General features: G+C 73.8%; 20 protein-coding genes. 10 read left to right on the plus strand and 10 right to left on the minus strand.

Annotation, left to right across the window (positions count from 1 at the left end):
* Positions 1–396: 396 nt before the first annotated feature.
* The 4 genes from disA to AB0H87_RS20745 form a co-directional block, all read right to left on the minus strand.
* Positions 397–1,593 (minus strand): DNA integrity scanning diadenylate cyclase DisA, encoded by a 1,197-nt coding sequence (gene disA / locus AB0H87_RS20730; protein ID WP_360147741.1) that lies wholly within the window; start codon positions 1,591–1,593, stop codon positions 397–399.
* A gap of 104 nt (positions 1,594–1,697) precedes the next feature.
* Complete coding sequence (radA, locus tag AB0H87_RS20735) at positions 1,698–3,092, minus strand: DNA repair protein RadA (RefSeq protein WP_360147744.1); 1,395 nt, start codon at positions 3,090–3,092, stop codon at positions 1,698–1,700.
* 30 nt (positions 3,093–3,122) lie between these two features.
* Positions 3,123–3,836 (minus strand): hypothetical protein, encoded by a 714-nt coding sequence (locus tag AB0H87_RS20740; RefSeq protein ID WP_360147747.1) that lies wholly within the window; start codon positions 3,834–3,836, stop codon positions 3,123–3,125.
* 117 nt (positions 3,837–3,953) lie between these two features.
* Positions 3,954–4,793, minus strand: a complete 840-nt coding sequence (locus tag AB0H87_RS20745; RefSeq protein ID WP_360147750.1) for a UbiA family prenyltransferase — start codon at positions 4,791–4,793, stop codon at positions 3,954–3,956.
* A 64-nt stretch (positions 4,794–4,857) separates the two neighbouring features.
* Here AB0H87_RS20745 and AB0H87_RS20750 point away from each other — a divergent pair, with 64 nt between their 5' ends.
* The 3 genes from AB0H87_RS20750 to AB0H87_RS20760 are packed head-to-tail and all read left to right on the plus strand — an operon-like array spanning position 4,858 to position 7,806.
* Complete coding sequence (locus tag AB0H87_RS20750) at positions 4,858–5,571, plus strand: methyltransferase domain-containing protein (RefSeq protein ID WP_360147753.1); 714 nt, start codon at positions 4,858–4,860, stop codon at positions 5,569–5,571.
* A gap of 28 nt (positions 5,572–5,599) precedes the next feature.
* Complete coding sequence (locus AB0H87_RS20755) at positions 5,600–6,763, plus strand: acyl-CoA dehydrogenase family protein (protein ID WP_360147756.1); 1,164 nt, start codon at positions 5,600–5,602, stop codon at positions 6,761–6,763.
* Positions 6,745–7,806: a type III polyketide synthase gene (locus tag AB0H87_RS20760; RefSeq protein ID WP_360147788.1), complete on the plus strand. Its 1,062-nt coding sequence runs from the start codon at positions 6,745–6,747 to the stop codon at positions 7,804–7,806. Before AB0H87_RS20755 ends, AB0H87_RS20760 begins: the two co-directional genes overlap by 19 nt.
* A gap of 40 nt (positions 7,807–7,846) precedes the next feature.
* On the opposite strand, the gene AB0H87_RS20765 is transcribed toward AB0H87_RS20760, so the two are convergent.
* Positions 7,847–8,005 carry a hypothetical protein gene (locus tag AB0H87_RS20765; protein ID WP_360147759.1) on the minus strand — a complete coding sequence of 53 codons (159 nt, stop codon included), beginning with the start codon at positions 8,003–8,005 and terminating at the stop codon, positions 7,847–7,849.
* Between the two features lie 131 nt (positions 8,006–8,136).
* Positions 8,137–8,907, minus strand: a complete 771-nt coding sequence (locus tag AB0H87_RS20770; RefSeq protein WP_360147761.1) for a hypothetical protein — start codon at positions 8,905–8,907, stop codon at positions 8,137–8,139.
* Positions 8,908–9,282: 375 nt separating this feature from the next.
* Here AB0H87_RS20770 and AB0H87_RS20775 point away from each other — a divergent pair, with 375 nt between their 5' ends.
* From AB0H87_RS20775 to AB0H87_RS20790, 4 genes are all read left to right on the plus strand, one after another.
* The gene (locus tag AB0H87_RS20775; protein ID WP_203702940.1) at positions 9,283–9,768 is read left to right on the plus strand and encodes a CarD family transcriptional regulator; all 486 of its coding nucleotides are present in this window, start codon (positions 9,283–9,285) and stop codon (positions 9,766–9,768) included.
* A 37-nt stretch (positions 9,769–9,805) separates the two neighbouring features.
* Complete coding sequence (ispD, locus tag AB0H87_RS20780; protein ID WP_360147764.1) at positions 9,806–10,498, plus strand: 2-C-methyl-D-erythritol 4-phosphate cytidylyltransferase; 693 nt, start codon at positions 9,806–9,808, stop codon at positions 10,496–10,498.
* Positions 10,499–10,507: 9 nt separating this feature from the next.
* The gene (gene ispF, locus AB0H87_RS20785) at positions 10,508–10,987 is read left to right on the plus strand and encodes a 2-C-methyl-D-erythritol 2,4-cyclodiphosphate synthase (protein WP_360147767.1); all 480 of its coding nucleotides are present in this window, start codon (positions 10,508–10,510) and stop codon (positions 10,985–10,987) included.
* Positions 10,988–11,054: 67 nt separating this feature from the next.
* Positions 11,055–11,996 (plus strand): tetratricopeptide repeat protein, encoded by a 942-nt coding sequence (locus tag AB0H87_RS20790; RefSeq protein WP_360147791.1) that lies wholly within the window; start codon positions 11,055–11,057, stop codon positions 11,994–11,996.
* Between the two features lie 73 nt (positions 11,997–12,069).
* Here the strand turns inward: AB0H87_RS20790 and AB0H87_RS20795 are convergent, their stop codons facing one another.
* Positions 12,070–13,242, minus strand: a complete 1,173-nt coding sequence (locus tag AB0H87_RS20795; RefSeq protein ID WP_360147770.1) for a cupin domain-containing protein — start codon at positions 13,240–13,242, stop codon at positions 12,070–12,072.
* 113 nt (positions 13,243–13,355) lie between these two features.
* Between AB0H87_RS20795 and AB0H87_RS20800 the strand changes: the two genes are divergently transcribed.
* The 3 genes from AB0H87_RS20800 to AB0H87_RS20810 are packed head-to-tail and all read left to right on the plus strand — an operon-like array spanning position 13,356 to position 16,682.
* On the plus strand, positions 13,356–14,192 hold the full coding sequence (locus AB0H87_RS20800; RefSeq protein WP_360147794.1) for a hypothetical protein: 837 nt from the start codon (positions 13,356–13,358) through the stop codon (positions 14,190–14,192).
* Positions 14,189–15,400 carry a fumarylacetoacetase gene (gene fahA, locus AB0H87_RS20805; RefSeq protein ID WP_360147773.1) on the plus strand — a complete coding sequence of 404 codons (1,212 nt, stop codon included), beginning with the start codon at positions 14,189–14,191 and terminating at the stop codon, positions 15,398–15,400. Before AB0H87_RS20800 ends, fahA begins: the two co-directional genes overlap by 4 nt.
* Positions 15,401–15,410: 10 nt before the next feature.
* Positions 15,411–16,682, plus strand: coding sequence for a PQQ-binding-like beta-propeller repeat protein (locus AB0H87_RS20810; protein WP_360147776.1), 1,272 nt, complete (start codon positions 15,411–15,413; stop codon positions 16,680–16,682).
* Here AB0H87_RS20810 and hisC read toward each other — a convergent pair.
* The 3 genes from hisC to AB0H87_RS20825 all read right to left on the minus strand — a co-directional run.
* Positions 16,679–17,758 (minus strand): histidinol-phosphate transaminase, encoded by a 1,080-nt coding sequence (gene hisC, locus AB0H87_RS20815; RefSeq protein WP_360147779.1) that lies wholly within the window; start codon positions 17,756–17,758, stop codon positions 16,679–16,681. The two genes, AB0H87_RS20810 and hisC, sit on opposite strands and share 4 nt — an antisense overlap.
* Positions 17,755–18,726 (minus strand): RDD family protein, encoded by a 972-nt coding sequence (locus tag AB0H87_RS20820; protein ID WP_360147782.1) that lies wholly within the window; start codon positions 18,724–18,726, stop codon positions 17,755–17,757. The genes hisC and AB0H87_RS20820 overlap by 4 nt, the downstream gene beginning before the upstream one ends.
* A partial coding sequence (locus AB0H87_RS20825) for an RDD family protein (protein WP_360147785.1) occupies positions 18,723–19,224 on the minus strand: 502 nt, incomplete at its 5' end. The genes AB0H87_RS20820 and AB0H87_RS20825, both read right to left, overlap by 4 nt.

A 19,224-nucleotide genomic window follows, 5' to 3' on the forward strand; every position in this document is an offset into this window, starting at 1 on the left:
GATCTCGTCCGGCATGCTGGTGGTCACGCTGCTGCTGGCCGTGCCCGACGCGGCGCCCGGCCCCTGCGGCCGCAACTGCCACGCCGGCCGTGCCCGACGCGGCGCCCGCTCGCGCAGCCCCAACCGTCTCGCCGCCCCGTCCCAACGCGGCGCCCGCCTCGTTCGGCCGGTCCACTGTGGTGGTGTCGTTGGGGGATGCCCCGCTCTCACTTTGTTTGCGGCTCTGTCGGGCTTTCCTCGCCTCCCATTTCCGCTGTCGGTCGATCTTGTTGCGGGCGGAGTGGGTGTTTGGGGTGAGGGTGAGCGCGGCGGAGGTGGCAGCGGAGCGGTGGCTGGCGGGAGCGGCGGTCGTGCGCACCGCGAGCCCGAGTCGCAGATCTGATTTCTCAGTCTGGTTTAGACGTAGCGCTCCAGGATGGACGCCTCGGCCAGGCGGGAGAGGCCTTCGCGGACGCCGCGGGCTCGGGCGTCGCCTACGCCGTCCACCGCCTGCAGGTCCTCCACTGTGGCGCCTAGGAGGCGTTGGAGGCTGCCGAAGTGGTCGACCAGGCGGTCCACGACCGAGCCGGGGAGCCGGGGGACCTTGGCCAGCAGGCGGAAGCCGCGCGGGCTGACCGCGGCGTCCAAGGCGTCGCTGGCGCCCGGGTAGCCGATGGCCTTCGCGACCGCTACCAGGTCGATGAGTTCCGTCGCCGAGAGCAGGTCCAGCTCGACCAGGGCCTCGTCCAGGGTGCGGGCGCGGCGGCCCACCGGCAGGTAGTCGCGGATGACCAGCGTGCGGTCCGCGTCGACGCCGGCCATCAGTTCGTCGAGTTGCAGGGCCAGCAGGCGGCCGTCGGTGCCCAGCTCGACCACGTAGCCCGAGATCTCGTCGGCGATGCGGCGGACCATCTCGAGGCGCTGCACGACCGCGACCGCGTCGCGGACCGTGACCAGGTCTTCGATCTCCAGCGCCGAAAGCGTGCCCGAGACCTCGTCGAGGCGCATCTTGTAGCGCTCGAGCGTCGCGAGCGCCTGGTTGGCGCGGGACAGGATGGCGGCCGAGTCGTCGAGGACGTGGCGGTGGCCGCTGACGTAGAGGCCGATGATGCGCATCGACTGGCTCACCGAGATGACCGGGAAGCCGGTCTGCTTGGCCACCCGCTCGGCCGTGCGGTGGCGGGTGCCGGACTCCTCCGACGGGATCGACGGGTCGGGCATCAGGTGCACGGCGGCCCGGACGATGCGCGTGCCGTCGCTGGATAGCACGACCGCGCCGTCCATTTTGCACAGCTCGCGCAGTCGGGTCGCGGAGAACTCGACGTCGAGCGGGAAGCCGCCGGTGCAGATCTCCTCGACCACGCTGTCGTAGCCGAGCACAATCAGCGCGCCAGTGCGGCCGCGCAGGATGCGCTCCAGGCCGTCGCGCAGGGCCGTGCCCGGCGCCATCAGCGCCAGGTTGGCGCGCAGCGGGTCGCCCGCGGCGCTGGTGCCCGCCGCCGGTGGGCCCGGCGCGGCTGACCCGACGACCCGCTGCTGGGGTGCGCCGGCGACACCAGCGCGGCCCGGCAGGCTCGCGCCAGGGGTCTTGTTGGAGTCGCGGTCGAACGGCACGGGCAACAGTCTACGGACCGTCATGACCTAGCTGCGGTCACGGTTGGGCGCACGGCCGCCCGTAGGTGGTAAACAGGCCCCCAAGCTGGGGTGAATAGGGCGAATCACTCGGCTGATAAGCGCGCCGCCCATTGCAGTGCGGAGGACAGGTCGGACACCTCCTCGACCCGCAGCCCGGGCGCGGCGACGCCCGTCTTGGCGGGGCCGCAGTCGGGCGGCACGAGCGCGTAGCGGAAGCCGAGCCGGGCCGCCTCGGCCAGCCGCCGGGGGACCGCGCCGACCCGGCGGACCTCGCCGGTGAGCCCGACCTCGCCGATCGCCGCGAGCCGGGGTGAGATGGCCAGGTTCAGCCCGCCGGAGGCGACCGCCAGGGCCATGGCCAGGTCGGCCGCCGGCTCCGTGACCCGGATGCCGCCGACGGTCGCCGCGAACACCTCGCGGTCGTGCAGGGTGAGCTGCTTGGTGCGGGTCTGCAGCACGGCCAGCACCATGGCGAGCCGGGCGCTGTCGATGCCGGAGACGGTGCGCCGCGGCGAGCCAGGGACGGCGGCGCCGATCAGCGCCTGCACCTCGGTCACCAGGGCCCGCCGGCCCTCCATCGCGACCGTGACGCAGGTGCCGGGGACCGCCTCGGCGTAGCGGGTCAGGAACATGCCGGACGGGTCCGCCAGGCTCGCGATGCCCGCCTCGTGCATCTCGAAGCAGCCCACCTCGTCGGCCGCGCCGAACCGGTTCTTCATGCCGCGGACGAGCCGGAGCGCCGAGTGCTTGTCGCCCTCGAAATGCAGCACCACGTCGACCAGGTGCTCGAGCACCCGCGGCCCGGCGACCTGACCGTCCTTGGTCACGTGGCCGACCAGCACGGTGGCGATGCCGCGCTCCTTGGCCACCGCGACCAGCGCGGCGGTGACCGCACGGACCTGGGTGACGCCGCCCGGGACGCCCTCGCCGGACACCGAGATCGTCTGCACGGAGTCGAGCACCAGCAGGCCGGGCTTGACCGCGTCGAGGTGGCCGAGCACCGCGGACAGGTCGCTCTCGGCGGCCAGGTAGAGCCGCTCGTCGAGGGCGCCGATCCGCTCGGCGCGGAGCCGGACCTGGCTCACCGACTCTTCGCCGCTGATCACCAGCGACGGCGTGTCGCCGGCGGCCGCCCAGCGCTGTGCCACGTCGAGCAGCAGCGTGGACTTGCCGACGCCGGGCTCGCCGGCGAGCAGCACCACCGCGCCCGGCACGAAGCCGCCGCCGAGCACGCGGTCGAGCTCGCTGACGCCGGTCGGGCGGGCCCGCGCGGGTGCGGCGCTGATGGTCGCGATCGGCCGGGCCGGCTCGGCCGGCATGCGGGTGGCGACCACCTTGCCCGCCACGGCGGGACCGGTCGTGCTCTCCACGACCGAGCCCCACTCACCGCACTCGGGACAGCGCCCGAGCCACTTCGGCGGCTGGTGACCGCACGCGTCGCAGACATAGGCCGGCCGCGCGGCCGCTCGTGTGCTCACCCGCGAAACCTAACGTGCGGGTGTGACAGTTCAGCCCCCTTCGGGGGCGACGTCCGCCTCGTGGCCCTCGTCCGGCACGACGCGCGGGCCGCGCGGCACCGGGGACAGCGGGACCGCCAGGCCGGCCTCGGTCGTGACCTGCTGGCCGCCGAAGTCGAACACCACCGGGACCGTGTTGCCGTCGTTGAGCTCGTCCCGCAGGCCGGTCAGCAGCAGGAAGCTGCCCTGCGCCTGGTTGAGCGTGACGAAGCCCGCGGGCGGGATCGTGAGCTCGGCGGGACCGCCGGGCTGGGCCGGCGCGGGCGGGGGTGCGGCCGGGGTCGGCGTCGCCGTCTCGCCACCCGGCGTGGCGGTCGCGGTCGGCGTCGCCGTCGGCTCGGCGGCGGCGGTCGGGCTCGGCGTCGCGTTCGGGTTGACCAGGCGCACGTCCGCGGCGCCCGGGCTGGTCACCCGTACGGTCACCGGAGAACCGGTGTTGTTGTAGAGCGCGACCGCGAGCCGGGCGTCCGAGCCGGCCGGGTAACCGTCGAGCTTGAAGTCGACGGTCAGGTTCCGCACGCTGAAGCTGCCGCCGTTCGACGCGGCGACGTCGGTGTCGACGCCGTCGATCGCCGGCGCGGTGTCGGCCGTCGAGGAGACCTGGCCGGATCCGCAGCCCGTCAGCAGCAGGCTCGCGGAGGCCGCGACGGCCAGGCCGGCGAGCAGCACCGCGCGACGGCGGGTCCCGAACTTCGAGCGCGTCACGTCGCTCCTCCTCGAAATGCAGGCCGGGGCCACCCCGGCTGGCCGCGCTCCAGGGTAGTGGGGCGTGATCCGCCATGGACGATCGACCCGCACGCAGCGCGCGCCGCGCCCGGACGGTCACACCACGCGACCGCTCGCCACGAGCAGGATGACGTCGATCACGGCCACGGCCATCACGGCGCGGAACATCGCCACGGGCCGGTTTCCCCTGGCCGCCGCCGCGCGTCCGGCGTACCAACCGAGCGGCAGCACCACCGCGGCGGCGACGACGGCCGCGACGCCCGACCAGGACGGCGGACCGGCCGGACCGGCGACGAGCGCGACCGTCGCGGCGAGCAGCAGCACCGCGGCGGCCAGTCGCGAGCCGGCCGGGCCGAGCCGTTGCGGCAACCCCCGTACGCCGGTCCGGCTGTCCTCGTCGAGGTCGGGCAGCGCGTTGGCGAAGTGGGCGCCGCCGCCGAGCAGCGCACCGGCCAGCACGAGCCACGCGGGCGGGGCCGGCGCGCCGGGCAGGGCGACCACGACGAACGCGGGGAGCAGGCCGAAGGACACGGCGTACGGCAGGACCGACAGCGCGGTCAGCTTCAGCGGCCAGTCGTAGAGCAGCGCGGAGACCAGTGCCGTGATCATCAGCAGCGCGGCCGGGAAGCCCGTGGTCAGCGACAGCAGCACGCAGGCCACCGAGGCGGCCAGGCCGCAGCGGCCGACCAGCCGCCGGTCGATCGCACCGGTCGCGACGGGCTTGTCGACACGCCCGACCGACCGGTCCCGGTCGGCGTCGAGCCAGTCGTTCACCCAGCCGATGGCGAGCTGGCTGGCGAACACGGCGGCCGCCGTCCGGGCGATCCCCGCGGCGTCGTGCCCGACACCCCAGGCGAGCAGCGCGGTGACGGTGGTGACCGCCACCGCCGGCTCCGGATGGGAGGCGCGCACCAGGGCCCGGAATGACCATGACATGACCCGAAGTCTGCCGGTTCGGCAACGGTCGTGCCAGGCATGACCTGCCTGTACCGTTTGGGAAATGCGGTTACCGCGCCCCCGCAACGACCCGCGCCAGTACCACGACCTGGCCGGCGAATGGTGGCGGCCGGACGGCCCCTTCGCGATGCTGCACTGGCTCGCCGAGGCCCGGGCCCGGCTGGTGCCGCCGGCCGCCGAGCCGGGCGCCCTGCTCGTCGACGTCGGCTGCGGCGCCGGGCTGCTCGCGCCGCACCTGCGCGACCACGGCTACCACCACGTCGGCGTCGACGTCGTGCCCTCCGCGCTGGAGCAGGCGGCCAGCCACGGCGTCACCCCGGTCGCCGGCGACGCCGCGGCCATCCCGCTCGCGACGGCCAGCGCGCACGTGGTGGTCGCCGGCGAGATCCTCGAGCACGTACCCGACCTGCCCGGGACGGTGGCCGAGCTGTGCCGGGTGCTGCGCCCGGGTGGGCTGCTCGTGCTCGACACCCTCAACGACACCGCGGTCAGCCGGGTTCTCGCGGTGCACGTGGCCGAGCGCATGCCGCGCGCGCCAAGGGGTATCCACGACCCCGGCCTCTTCGTCGATCCGGCTCGGCTCACCCGGTTGTGCGCCCGGCACGGCGTGCGGCTGGAGGTGCGCGGCATCCGGCCGTCGGTCCCGGCGGTCGCCGGCTGGCTGGCCGGGCGCCGGCCGGTGCCGGGTCGGCGGCGGATCGTTCCCGTCGCCAGCACCGCGGTGCTCTACCAAGGTCGCGGCGTAAAGAACAATTAGGACAGAATGGGCAAGGCGGAGGGGGCACATGAACGCGCTCGAATCGGCGCGGCGGGTCGCGCCGCGGATGGCGGCCCGCGCGGGCGACTACGACCGGGCGGGCGACTTTCCCGTCGACGACTTCGCCGACCTCCGCGCGGCGGGGCTCTTCGGGCTGATGGTGCCCAAGGCGCTCGGTGGCGCGGGGGCCAGCTTCGCCGAGTACACGGCGGTGGCGTACGAGTTGGCGCGCGGCAACGGCGCGGCGGCGCTGGTGTTCAACATGCACGCGTCGGTCACCGGCGCCCTGGGCGCGGTCAGCGCCGAGCTGGCCGAGTCGCTGGGGCTGCCGGACAGCGCGCTGGCCGCCCGCGACAAGCTGCTCGCCGACGCCGCGGCCGGCTCGTGGTACGGCGTGGCGATGAGCGAGCGCGGGGCCGGCTCCCGGCTGTCCCAGCTGGCCACCACGTACGAGCCGGTGGAGGGCGGCTACCACATCAAGGGCGCGAAGACGTTCTGCTCGGGTGCCGGGCACGCCGACGCGTACCTGGTGGCCGCCCGCAGCATCGGCGACCAGTCGGTGGTCTCGCAGTTCCTGGTGCCCGCCGACAGCCCCGGCCTGCAGGTCGAGCGCACCTGGGACTCGCTCGGCATGCGCGCCACCGCCTCGCACGACCTGCACCTCGACGTGACCGTGCCGGCCGACCGCCTGCTCGGCGGCATGGAAGGGCTGGCCCTGGTGGTGGCCCAGCTCATGCCGCACTGGCTGATCGCCAGCTACGCGGCCGTCTACGTCGGGGTTGCCCAGGCCTCGATCGACGCGGCGGTCGAGCACCTCAACGCCCGCAAGCTGACCCACCTGCCGGCGGTCCGGGCCCGCGTGGGCCGGGCCGACGCGGCGGTCGCCGCCGCCCGCCTGGTGGTCGCCGAGGCCGGCCGCCGGGTCGACGAGGAGCCCGGCGAGCCGGAGACGAACCGCTGGGTGTGGCGGGCGAAGCTGCTCGCCGGGACCACGGCGGCCGAGGTGGCCGCGTCGATGTTGGAGGCGGCGGGCACGTCGGCGACCCGGCGCGGGCACCCGCTGGAGCGGCTCTACCGGGACGCCCGGTGCGGCTCGTTGCACCCGGCCACGTCGGACGTCTGTGCCGACTGGCTCGGCATCGCGGCGCTGGGCGGCGACCCGGACCACGACGGATCGGCCCCGCGGTGGTGAGGCCCACCATCGCGGGCGTCGGGCTGTCGTTGCCGGCCGCGACCAGTCAGGCGGATCTCTGGACCGGCTATTTCCGGCAGCATTTCCCGGCCTCGGCGCGCTCGCTGGCCGAGCGGATCTTCGCGAACTCCGGTGTGGTCACCCGGCAGGCCTGCGTCAGCCCGCTGATCGAGGACGTCTCGGACTGGCCGACCGCCAAGCGCATGCAGCGCTATCTGGTCGAGGCGATGCCGCTCGGCAAGGAGGCGGTGACCCGGGCGCTGACCGACGCCGACCTGTCGATCAACGACATCGGGCTGTTCGCGGTCTGCTCCTGCACGGGGTACGTCACCCCGGGGCTGGACATCCTGCTCAGCCGCGACCTGGGCATGGCGCCCGACACGCAGCGGCTGTTCGTGGGGCACATGGGCTGCTACGCGGCACTGCCGGGGCTCGGCTCGGTCGGCGACTACGTCACCGCGCGCGGCCGCGCTGCCCTGCTGCTCTGCACCGAGCTGACCAGCCTGCACATCCAGCCGGCGGCCACGCGGTTCGACACGCAGCAGATCGTCGCGCACGCGCTCTTCTCCGACGCCGCGGCCGCCGTCGTGGTGACGCCCGGCGGTCAGGGGTACGAGCTGGCGGAGGTGGCCGCGGTCACCGACACCGCCACCGCGGACCAGATGACCTGGGACGTGACCGACCTGGGCTTCCGCATGGGCCTGTCGCCCAAGGTGCCGCAGGTGCTCGCGCAGCACGTGCGGACGCTGGTCGACGACCTGCTGGCCCGGCACGGGCTGCGCCGGTCGGACGTCGACGGCTGGGCCGTGCACCCGGGCGGCCCGCGCATCCTCAACGTCGTCGAACGGGAGCTGGAGCTGACCGTCGACCAGATGGCGGCGTCCCGCGCGACCCTGGCCGAGCACGGCAACTGCTCGTCGCCGACCGTGCTGCTGATCGTGGAGCGGCTGCGCCGGCAGGCCGACCCGCCCCGGCGGATCGTCACCCTGGCCTTCGGCCCGGGCCTGACCCTCTACGCGAGCCTGCTGCTGCGTACGCCGTGAATGCGAAACCGGCCGGCGCGATGGTCGCGCCGGCCGGTCATCAGTGGGAAGGCCCTCGGGTCGAGCGCGCATGGGAGCCGCGCTGCGCCTTGCGAGCGCGGTTGATCCGGCTGAACAACCGCGTGCGGTCGGCCTCGGCGATCAGGTCGCGCTGGTGGTCGTGGGCCAGGGTGAGCATGAGCTCCGGGTTCTGATACATCGTGCGCTCCTTGGTGGTGTTCGCTGATGTATCCATGTTCGGCCGTGGCGGGCCGCCGGACATCGGGAGCCATTCCCTAACTTGCGGGCTCAGGGGTACTTACCCGGGCACCTGGGCGCGCCTAGGCATACCTAGCGAGCGGGCAGGAAGGCCAGATCCGCGGCGTACGCGCTGGTCGGTGTGCTGCTGTCGACGAGCTGGGTGAGCTCGCCGGAGCGGGCGACCAGGGCCACCGGCGTGGCCGGGCCGAGCGTCGCCACCGCCGCGACGAAGTCGGCCAGGCCACCGGGGTCCCGCAGCCGGCGCACCGGGGCGGTCGCCGGGCCGGGCAGGGTCGCCGTCGACGGGAGTGGAGCGCCGCTGCGTGCGGAGCCGACCGCGACGACCGTCACCCCGGGTGGGGCCTCGGCCGCGATCGCGGCGGCACACGGGCAGTCCTCGGCGAGGATCAGCACGGCCGGCAGCAGGGTCGCCAGCGGCACGCTGTTGCCCTGGTCGTCGAGGAGGTCAAGGGCGGGCAGCACCGGGCGCGCGGCGGTCGTGGCGACCGGGCTGGAGCTGGCCGTCGGTGCCACGCCGCGCCGCTGGCTCGGCCACGCCGCGGCGAACAAGCTGATCACCGCGGCCAGCAGCGCCGCAGTCATGATCATTAACGGGATGCGCAGGGAGGCCGGCTCGGTCGCGGCCGCGCCGCCCTCCGGCGGGACGCTGCCGCGGAACCCGCCGCCGGAGAAGACCCGCGCACCGGACCGGGAACCGCCGACGCGCTCCTCGCGGAGCTCCTGGCGCACCTGCGCGGCCTCGTCGGCGAGCTCGGACGCGTCGTCGGGGATCCGGACGTCGGGCGGCAGCTCCGGAAGCTCGTCGAAGGGCCCGCTGTCACCGTCGTGCGGCGTGCCCATGCTGCCCCCTGCGCCCTATGTTGCCGCGCGCGAAGTCGCGTCTGCTTCAAGAGTGGCGCACGAGCCCGATGAGCGCCACAGTTCGCTGCGGTTCGATCTTGGCGAGGGACCGCCGGTCCGCGCGCTGGCAGGCGGCAAAGGACCCCTGCGGGTTACCCTTAGAGGTGGGAAGCATTCGCGTCCGATATCGACGAGGCCCCTGCGGATTGGTAACCCGAAGGTTACTCAGCGTGTTGGAAAAGGCCGACGCGGAGCGTGTCAAGCCTGAGAAAGACCTGTCACAAGCCCTCTGAGCTGCACTAACGGTCAGGACCGGGATGGGACATCGGTGCTCCCGCGTGTTACCCTAGACACAGCGAAAGGGGTTTCGAACCTATGGTTTTCAGTGTCGGCGAGACCGTTGTTTACCCCCACCACGGGGCCGCACTCATCGAGGCAATCGAGACTCGGGTCGTCAAGGGCGAGGAAAAGCTCTACCTCGTTCTCAGGGTCGCTCAGGGTGACTTGACGGTGCGGGTGCCCGCCGAAAACGCCGAGATCGTTGGCGTTCGTGAGGTGGTCGGGGAAGAGGGCCTGGGCAAGGTCTTCGATGTGCTCCGTGCTCCGCACACCGAAGAGCCGACCAACTGGTCGCGGCGTTACAAGGCAAACCTGGAAAAGTTGGCTTCCGGCAACCCGTTGAAGGTCGCCGAGGTCGTGCGTGACCTGTGGCGCCGCGAGCGGGAGCGGGGCCTGTCGGCGGGCGAGAAGCGCATGCTCGCCAAGGCACGCGACATCCTGGTCGGCGAGGTGGCGCTCGCCGAGAAGAGCACCAAGGACGAGGCGGAGATCCTCCTCGACAAGGTGCTCACCGAGGCCTGACGCCCGTTCTTCAACACACAAGACCGAGGACCGCGACGTGACCGCGCAGCTCAACCCGCGCGGTGACGTCGCGGTCCTCGTTCCAGCCGCGGGCAGTGGCACCCGGCTCGGCCCCGGCGCACCCAAGGCACTCCGGCTCCTCGGCGGCGAGCCGTTGCTCGTGCACGCGCTGCGCCGGATCTGCCGGGCACCGTCGGTCGCCGCCGTCGTGGTGGCCGCACCGCCCGACGAGGTGGCCGCCGTCCGCGCCATGCTCGCGGCGGTCGCACCCGTCACGGTGGTCGCGGGCGGCGCACACCGGCAGGCGTCCGTCGCGGCCGCGCTGGCCGCCGTCCCCGCCGACCTGCCGATCGTCCTCGTGCACGACGCCGCCCGGGCGCTCGCCCCGCCCGACCTGGTCGAGTCCGTGGCCGCCGCCGTCCGCGCGGGCGCCGAGGCGGTGATCCCGGTGCTGCCCGTCGTCGACACGATCAAGGAGGTCGGCCCCGACGACGCCGTCCGCGGCACCGTCGACCGGTCGCCGCTGCGCGCGGTGCAGACGCCGCAGGGCTTCCGCCGGCAGGTCCTCGCCGCCGCGCACGCCGCCGCCGTGGACCCGCTCACCGACGACGCGGGCCTGGTCGAGAAGCAGGGCGTACGCGTGACCTGCGTCCCAGGCTCCGAACACGCGCTCAAGATCACCCGTCCGTTCGACCTGCTGCTCGCCGAGCACCTGCTGGCCACCGAATAGGCTGCCCGCGTGGAGCTTCCTCGGGTCGGCATCGGCACCGACGTGCACGCCTTCGAAGCCGGCCGGGAGTGCTGGGTCGCGGGCCTGCTCTGGCCGGGCGTCGACGGCCTGGCCGGCCACTCCGACGGCGACGTGGCCGCGCACGCGGCCTGTGACGCGCTCTTCTCCGCGGCCGGCCTCGGCGACCTCGGCAGCAACTTCGGCGTCGACCGCCCGGAGTTCGCCGGCGCCTCCGGCGTCACGCTGCTGGCGGAGGCCGCCCGCCGGGTGCGCGCGGCCGGATTCGCCATCGGCAACATCTCGATCCAGGTCATCGGCGTACGCCCGAAGATCGGCCCCCGCCGCGACGAGGCACAGCAGGTGCTCGGCGCGGCGGCCGGCGCGCCGGTGACCGTCTCGGGCACCACCACCGACGGCCTCGGCCTGACGGGCCGCGGCGAGGGCCTGGCCGGTCTGGCGGTGGCGTTGCTGCATTCCGCCGCCGCCTGAGAACCGCGCGAACCCCGCTCGATCCCGCCGCCTGATCACGACCGCTACGCTCGGACGTGTGAACGGGATGGAGGCCGATCCCACCGAGGGCCACCTGCGCCGAGCTGAGCTGCTCGCGGACCTGGGGCATTTCGACGAGGCCGTGGCTGAGCTCGACCCGGCGCTGCGCGCGGACCCCGCCGACGGCACCGCCCTGGCCTTGCTGGCCGCCATCCAGCTCGCCGCCGACCGGCCCGAGCCCGCGCTGGCGGCCGCCGAGCGGGCGGTCGCGGCGGCGCCGGCCGAGCTGCAGCCGCGGGTGACCGAGGGCGAGGCGCTCCTGCAGCTGCGCCGGTTCAAGGAGGCCGCCGCGGTCGCGGAGCGGATTCTCGACGGCGGCCCCGACGACCCCGTCGCCCAACTCCACGGTGCCGCGATCCTCGGCGAGGCCCGCAACGGCCAGCGGGCCCTCGACGCCGCGTGGCAAGCGGTCAACCTCGCGCCCGGGGACGCCCGGGCCCACCTGGTGCTGTCCAGCATCGCCGGCCGCCTCCAGCTCACCGACCTGGCCGAGCAGGCCCGCGACGAGGCGCTGCGGCTCGACCCGGCGCTCGCGTCGAGCGCCCACCTCGTCCGTTACGCGATCCCCGAGCCCGCTGCCCGCAATCTGTGCCCGACGCCCGAGACCGCGATCGGCTGGCTGGCGCTCTACGTGGGCGCCTTCGTCGTGCCGGTGGCGATGCTGGCCGCGGTGCTGCACAACGTCCATCCCGCCACTTCGCGGGTGGTCGCCGTGGTGCTGGGCCTCGCCGGCCTGGGCCTGGTCGCACTGTTCGCCAACCGCCTGCCGGGCACGCCGCGCGAGATGTTCCGCCGTGACCGCGCGTCGACGGTCGCCGGCTGCGCGACCGTCGCCGGACCGCTGGGCGTCATCGCGTACGGCGCCAGCGGCTCACCCTGGGCCGTGGCCGTCGCCCTCGCCGCGACCGCGCTGGCCGCGATCGCGGTGGTCGCCCGGATCCGGTTCTAGGGGGTGTCTCGTGGATCATGCCGGCACCCCGCCGGACCCAGGCGGGGCACCACCCTGATCCACGAGACACCCCCTAGGCCGGCCCGCGGCCCGACCAGGTCCACGCGTAGCCCGTGTCCTCGCACGACAGCGCGGCGTCGCAGAGGTCCAGTGGGCGGAACGTGTCGACCATGACCGCCAGCTCGTCGAAGTAGTCGATGCCGATCGACCGCTCCGCGGCGCCCGGCTGCGGGCCGTGGGTGAAGCCGGACGGGTGCAGCGACATGGAGCCCTGCTCGATCCCGGACCCGCGCCGCGCCTCGTAGTTGCCGCCCGTGTAGAACAGCAGTTCGTCCGAGTCGACGTTGTGGTGGTTGTAGGGCACCGGGATCGACAGCGGGTGGTAGTCCACCTTGCGGGGGACGAACGAGCAGATCACGAAGTTCGGGCCCTGGAACGTCTGGTGTACGGGCGGCGGCTGGTGCACCCGCCCGGTGATCGGCTCGAAGTCGTGGATGGAGAACGCCCACGGGTAGAGGTGGCCGTCCCAGCCGACCACGTCGAAGGGGTGCCGTGCGTAGACGTGCTTCGTCCACCCACGCCGGTGCTGCACCAGCACCTCGACGTCCTCGCCGTCCGCCAGCATCGGTGCCGAGGGCCCGCGGATGTCCCGTTCGCAGTAGGGCGCGTGCTCCAGGAACTGCCCGCGCACCGACAGGTAGCGCTTCGGCGGCCCGATGTGGCCGGTCGCCTCGATCGCCAGCAGCCGCACCGGCGACTCGCCGGTCGGCACCAGCCGGTGGATCACCGAGGTCGGGATGATCACGTAGTCGCCCGCGGTGGCGTCCAGGACGCCGAACGTCGACTCGACCCGCAGCGCGCCGGCCTCGACGTACAGGCACTCGTCGCCCACCGCGTTCCGGTAGAGCGGCGACGGGCGGTCGGCGGTTACGTACGAGATCCGCACGTCGTCGTTGGCCAGCAGGTGCGCCCGGCCCAGCACCGGGTCGGCGCCGGCGGTGTCGAGCTTGTGGGTGCGCAGGTGGCGCGGCTTGAGCGGGCGGTTCGGCGTGCGGGTCCAGGCCGGCGGGTCGAACTCCTCGGCGGCCACGATCGCGGTCGGCATCGCACGGTGGTAGAGAAGCGACGAATCGGACGAGAAGCCCTCCTGACCCATCAGCTCCTCGGCGTACAGGCTGCCGTCGGGCTGCCGGAACTGGGTGTGCCGCTTGCGGGGCACCTCGCCGACGCTGCGGTAGTAGGGCATGCCGACCTCCCGTCCGCGTCCGATAATCGGACGTCGTTGTCCGTTTCTTGTAGCGTCCACTAAGTTCTGTAACCGTGTCAACCGATCGCCGGACACCCACCGACCAGCCGCTGATCGCCCCGCTGTTCCACCGCCTCGTCGACGACGCGGCGGTCTTCCCGCCTGGTAACGCCGCGCTGCCCGACGCGGTCACGGCACACCGGGAACACCGCGGCGCCTGGTACGCGGACCTGGTCGGCCCGCTGCTCGTGCCGGCCAGCTCGGTCGACGCGCTGACGGCGTTGCTGGACCCCGACGAGCGCATGGCCATCGGGATCATCGGTGACCTGCCGATCGAGCGGCTCGGCCCGCCCGACGACCCGCGCGTGGACGTCCGCCAGGTCGAGGCGGCCGTGGCCAAGCGCGGCGAGGACCCGCAGCCCGGCATCGCCCGCATCCTCGACCTCGCCGCCCGCCTGCCCGAGCAGGACGTCTACGCCGAGGTGCCGCTCACCTTCGGCCTCCTGGCGGGCCTCGACACGATCGCGGAGGCCCGCCGCGCCGGCGCCCGGGTCGCGGCCAAGTTCCGCACCGGCGGGCTCGCTGCCGAGCTGTTCCCGACCCCGGTCGAGCTGGCCGCGGTGATCTGCGCGTGCCGCGAGCGGGAGCTGCCGTTCAAGCTGACGGCCGGGTTGCACCACGCGATCCGGCACGCCGACCCGGAGACCGGCTTCACCCATCACGGCTTCCTCAACATCCTGGTCGCGGCGGGGCTCGCGGCCGACGGCGGTGAGGTGGCCGAGGTGGCCGAGCTGCTCGCCGCGACCGACGCGGTGCCGCTGATCGAGCCCGCCCGGGCCCGCCGCGACCAGCCCCGGGGGCTCTGGGTCGGGTTCGGCTCGTGCAGCATGATCGAACCGCTGACCGACCTGATCCGGCTCGGCCTGGTGAACGGGGGGTACGAGGGATGACCTGGGTTCCGGGTGCGGCGGGCTCGCCGTACGGCGTGCACAACCTGCCCTACGGCGTTTTCCGGCACGGCGCGAAGCCACCGCGGATCGGCGTACGCATCGGCGACTCCCTGCTCGACCTCGACGGCGCCGAGGCGGCCGGCCTGGTGCTCGCCGGCGGCGCCCTGCGCGCACCGACGCTGAACCCGTTCCTCGCGCTGGGCCGCCCACAGTGGAGCGCGGTCCGCACGCGGCTGACGGAGCTGCTCACCGACCCGGCGCACCGCGCGGCCGTCGCGCCGCTGCTGCTACCGCTGGCCGAGGTCCAGCTCATGCTGCCGTTCGAGGTCGGCGACTACGTCGACTTCTACTCGTCGGAGGAGCACGCGAGCAACGTCGGCCGGATCTTCCGCCCCGACGAGGCGCCGCTGCTGCCCAACTGGAAGCACCTGCCGATCGGCTACCACGGGCGCGGTGGCACGGTCGTCGTCTCCGACACTCCGGTGACCCGCCCCAACGGCCAGCGGGCCACCCCCGACGGCCCGGTCTTCGGCCCGTCCACCCGGCTCGACATCGAGGCCGAGGTCGGCTTCGTCGTCGGGGCGCCGTCGGCGCTGGGCACGCCGGTGCCGGTCGACGGGTTCGCCGACCACGTGTTCGGCATCGTGCTCGTCAACGACTGGTCCGCCCGGGACCTGCAGGCCTGGGAGTACCGGCCGCTCGGCCCATTCCTGGCCAAGTCGTTCGCCACCTCGGTGTCCCCGTGGGTCGTGCCGCTCGACGCGCTTGCCGACGCCTGGGTGCCAGCACCCGAGCAGGACCCGCCGGTGCTGCCGTACCTGCGTGACATCCCGCACCTCGGCCTCGACCTGCGGCTCGAGGTCGACTGGAACGGCACCGTGGTCAGCCGTCCGCCGTTCGCCGGCATGTACTGGACCCCGGCGCAGCAGCTCGCCCACCTGACCGTCAACGGCGCCGCGGTGCGCACCGGCGACCTGTTCGCCTCCGGGACGGTCTCCGGGCCTGCCCGCGCCGAGACCGGCTCGTTCCTCGAGCTGACGTGGGGTGGCGCCGAACCGGTCGCGCTCGACGACGGCACGAAGCGGACGTTCCTCGAGGACGGCGACACGGTGACGATCACCGCGACGGCGCCCGGCCCGGACGGCGTCACCGTCGGCCTCGGCACGGTTCGCGGCACCATCGTCCCGGCCGGTGCACCGCTTCGGTAGGGTGCCCACCGTGGTGGTAGCGGCCCGGCGCCGGTTGGTCGCGGTGCTCGCCGGCCTTGTCCTGGTCGCGGGTGCCGCCCTCGTCGTCTACCGGGTCTTCGCGCCTGGCGAGGTCCTGGCCGAGCCGACCATCGGGTACCCCGCGGCACCCACCCCCCGCCCGCCGGCCGTGCTCGGCACGCTGCCGGCCGCACCGCTGGTCGTCGACGGCCGGCTCCGGGTGATCGCCGACAAGCGCCAGGTCCGCGCCGACGGGCCGGTCGACTCGCGCTACCTCAACACGCCGTACTGGTCGTTCCGGCGCTGGCCGGCCGAGCTGGTCGGGGTCGTCGCCGCCGGCGGCACGGTGGTCACCCGCTGGTCCGACGGCGAGCTGGTGGGGCTCGACGCCCGCACCGGGAGCGACACCTGGCGGGCCAAGGGCGAGAAACCGGCGGTCACCGCGTACGCCGGCCGGCGCACCGGCGCCAGCACCGTCTACGCACCGCCGGGCCTGTTCCTATCCGGCGACACCGTGGTGGTGGCCGGACCGACCGGCACGCAGGCGTACGCCGTGGCCGACGGCACCGCGGGCTGGCGGGCGCCGGCCCAGCCCTGCGTCGGCAAGCCCGATCCGACCGGCTTCACGACTTCCGACGGCCGCGTGGCGGTGCTGCGCGCCTGCGACGAGGCGGTCCGGCTGTTCGACGCCGGCACCGGAGCGGCCGCGGGCACGATCGACGTCCCGCCGAACCCGGCCGCCGAGCCGGTGCTCGATCCGCTCGACTGCGCCGCGCCGCGCACGGAATGCGCCGGGCTGCGGATCAACGCGGCGAGCGAGGCGACCGCCTGGCTGTTCGCGAACCGCGAGACCAAGCAGGCCGGTGCCGCGGCGGACGCCGCCGGTGGCTCACCCGCCGGCCTGGCCGCCCCCGGGGCCTTCCTGTTCGACGGCATGGCGGTCGCGGTCGAGGGCACCATAGTCACCGCGACCGGTGCCGGCGACGGCTCGCCACGCTGGCGGCATGACCTGGGTGGCCCCGACGCGCGGATCCTCGCCGCCACCGTCGGCCGCGTCTACGTGCTCACGGCCGACCGCGACCTGCTCACCATCGACGCGGCCTCCGGGTCGGAGCTGTCCCGGTTCCGCTACACCTACTTCGCCGAGGCCACGGACTGGGTGCCCGGGTACTCGTACGCGGTGGGTCGCTATCTCCTGACCGAGCGCCTGGCCGACGTCACGAAGAAGGACGACGCCGACTACTACTTCGACCCGCAGCCGGTCATCCTCGCGATCACCTAAAGCGCGGTGGCGGCGGCCGCCAGGAAGGCGTCGTTCTCCTCCGGGGTGCCGATCGTGACGCGGACACCGTCGCCCTGGAACGGGCGGACGATCACGCCCTGCTTCTCGCACGCGGCGCCGAACTCGGCCGAACCGGCGCCCAGCGGCAGCCAGACGAAGTTCGCCTGCGAGGTTGGCACGTCCGGGACGAGCTCGCGGATCGCGGTGGTGACCCGGTCGCGCTCGGCGATCACCAGCGCGCAGCGGCGGGCGACCTCGTCGGCCTGCCGCAGCGCGGCGAGCGCGGCCGCCTGGGCCACGGCGCTGGTCGAGAACGGCGTGACCACCTTACGCACCGCGGCCGCCACGGTCGGCTGGGCGACCAGGTAGCCGATCCGCAGGCCGGCCAGGCCCCACGCCTTGGACAGCGTGCGGAGCACGACGACGTTGGGCCGGTGGCCGTGCGCGACCAGGCCGTCGGGCACGTCGGGGTCCGTGACGAACTCGCGGTAGGCCTCGTCGAGCACGACCAGCACGTCGTCCGGCACGGTGTCGAGGAACCGGGTCAGCTCCGCGTGCGGGATCGCCGTACCGGTGGGGTTGTTGGGGCTGCAGACGAAGATGAGCCGGGTGCGATCGGTGATCGCCGCCGACATCGCCCGCAGGTCGTGCCCGTGCCCACCGGTGTTCGGGACGCGCACGCTCGTCGCGCCGGCCGTGGCGGCGATGATCGGGTACGCCTCGAAGGACCGCCACGAGTAGAGGATCTCATCGCCGGGCAGGCAGGTGACCCGGGCCAGGTGCTCGGCCAGCGCGACCGAGCCGCAGCCGGTGGCGACCCGCTCGGCGTCGACGCCGAGCCGCTCCGCGAACGCCTCGCGCAGCTCCACGACGCCCATGTCCGGGTAGCGGTGCGCGTTGGCCGCGGCCTCGGCGACCGCCTCGACGACGCCGGGCAGCGGGCCGTACGGCACCTCGTTGCTGGCCAGCTTGATCGCCTGCGGCAGCCCGAGCTCGCGGGCCAGGTCGGCGGGGCTGCGCCCGGGCACGTAGCTGGGCAGCGCGTCGAGGTCGGCCCGGGTGAGTCGGGGGGTCATGACGAGCCTCCAGGAGTCTGCGGCGGGCTGGCGCCGGCCGGCGGGCGGGGGTTGGCGACGACCACGACGGTCCGCGCGGCCTTGTCGTGTAGGGCCTGGTGCAGCGGCCGGTCGACGGTCAGCCAGAAGCAGTCGACGATCTGCCACACGAAGCCGACGCAGCACGTCCAGAACAGCGTGGGCAGGCCGAGGATGTTCCAACGGCGCAGCGAGCGGCCGAAGCCCAGCTTGGGCTGGCCGTCGACGCGCACCACGCGCAGGCCGACGATCCGCTTGCCGAGGGTCTGGCCGCTGTTGGCGACGGCTGGCACCTCGTAGGCGAACCACAGGGCGCAGGCGATGATCAGGATCACCAGCTGGAGGCGGCTGGCCTCGGCGCTCGGCGTCATCTGCATGAGCGAGCTGAACGACTCGCCGTTCTCGGCGCGCTCGGTCGCCTCCCGGTAGAACGGGAGCAGCTCCTGCCAGTACTGGTAGATGAACCAGCCGTTGACCACGGCATTGAGCACCAGCACCGCGAAAATGTCGATCAAGCGGGCGACCAGCCGCAGGCCGGGGGAGGCCAGGACGCCGACCGGTGCGGCGGGTGCCTGGGGCGGCAGGGTCTGCACCGGGGGGTAGGGGTGCCCGTAGCCCTGCTGGCCGTAGCCCTGCTGCCCGTAGCCGGGCTGGCCGTTGGGCGGTGGCGGGCCGTAGCCGGGGTAGGTCGGTGGCGGCGGGGCGCCGTAGCCGCCCGGTGTCGCGGCCGGCCCGCCGGGCGAGGTGGGTATGGCGGCGGCGTCGCCGGTGCCCGGCACGGCCGCGGTCACCTCGGTCGCCGGTGGCGGTGGTGGCGGGATCTCGGGCGGGCCGTCGGGTGGCGTCGCGTCGGCGGGAATGGGCGCGCCGATCCAGCCCTCACCGTCCCAGTAGCGCTGGGTGGTGGGTTCGGCTGGGTCCTTGTACCAGCCCGGGGACACTGAGCTCACTGGACGACCTTAGCTACCACTGTCTCGGCCGCCTTGTCGTGGAGGGTCTGTGCGAGCGGCTTGTCCCACAGCTGCCACAGCCCGTCGATCCAGGAGAAGAAGGGCACGAACCCGCCGGCGACGAACTGCACGAGAAAACGGCGGGCCAGAATGCCGCGGTCGAGTGCCCGTTCCGGCTGGATCGGCTGCACCCGCAGTGACATCACCCGCTTGCCGACCGTCTGTCCGGTTCGCAGGTGGTACTCGACGAAGTAGAGATAGATCAGGACGAACTGCAGCAGGAACAGCGCCGCGTAGCCCGCCAGGAGCCAGGCGACGGCGGCGCCGGTGAGCTGGCCGTCGTCGTCGAGGCGGGTCAACGGCAGGATCAGCGCGAAGATCATGATCGGGCAGGCGAGCACGAGCCAGGCCATGCCGACGATCAACCCGTCGATCAGGTAGGCCAGGAACCGGTCGCCGAACCCGGCCAGCTGCTGGCCGGCGGGACCGACCGTCGGC

Source organism: Asanoa sp. NPDC050611 (genome assembly GCF_040654855.1).
In the GTDB taxonomy this organism is placed as follows: domain Bacteria; phylum Actinomycetota; class Actinomycetes; order Mycobacteriales; family Micromonosporaceae; genus Asanoa.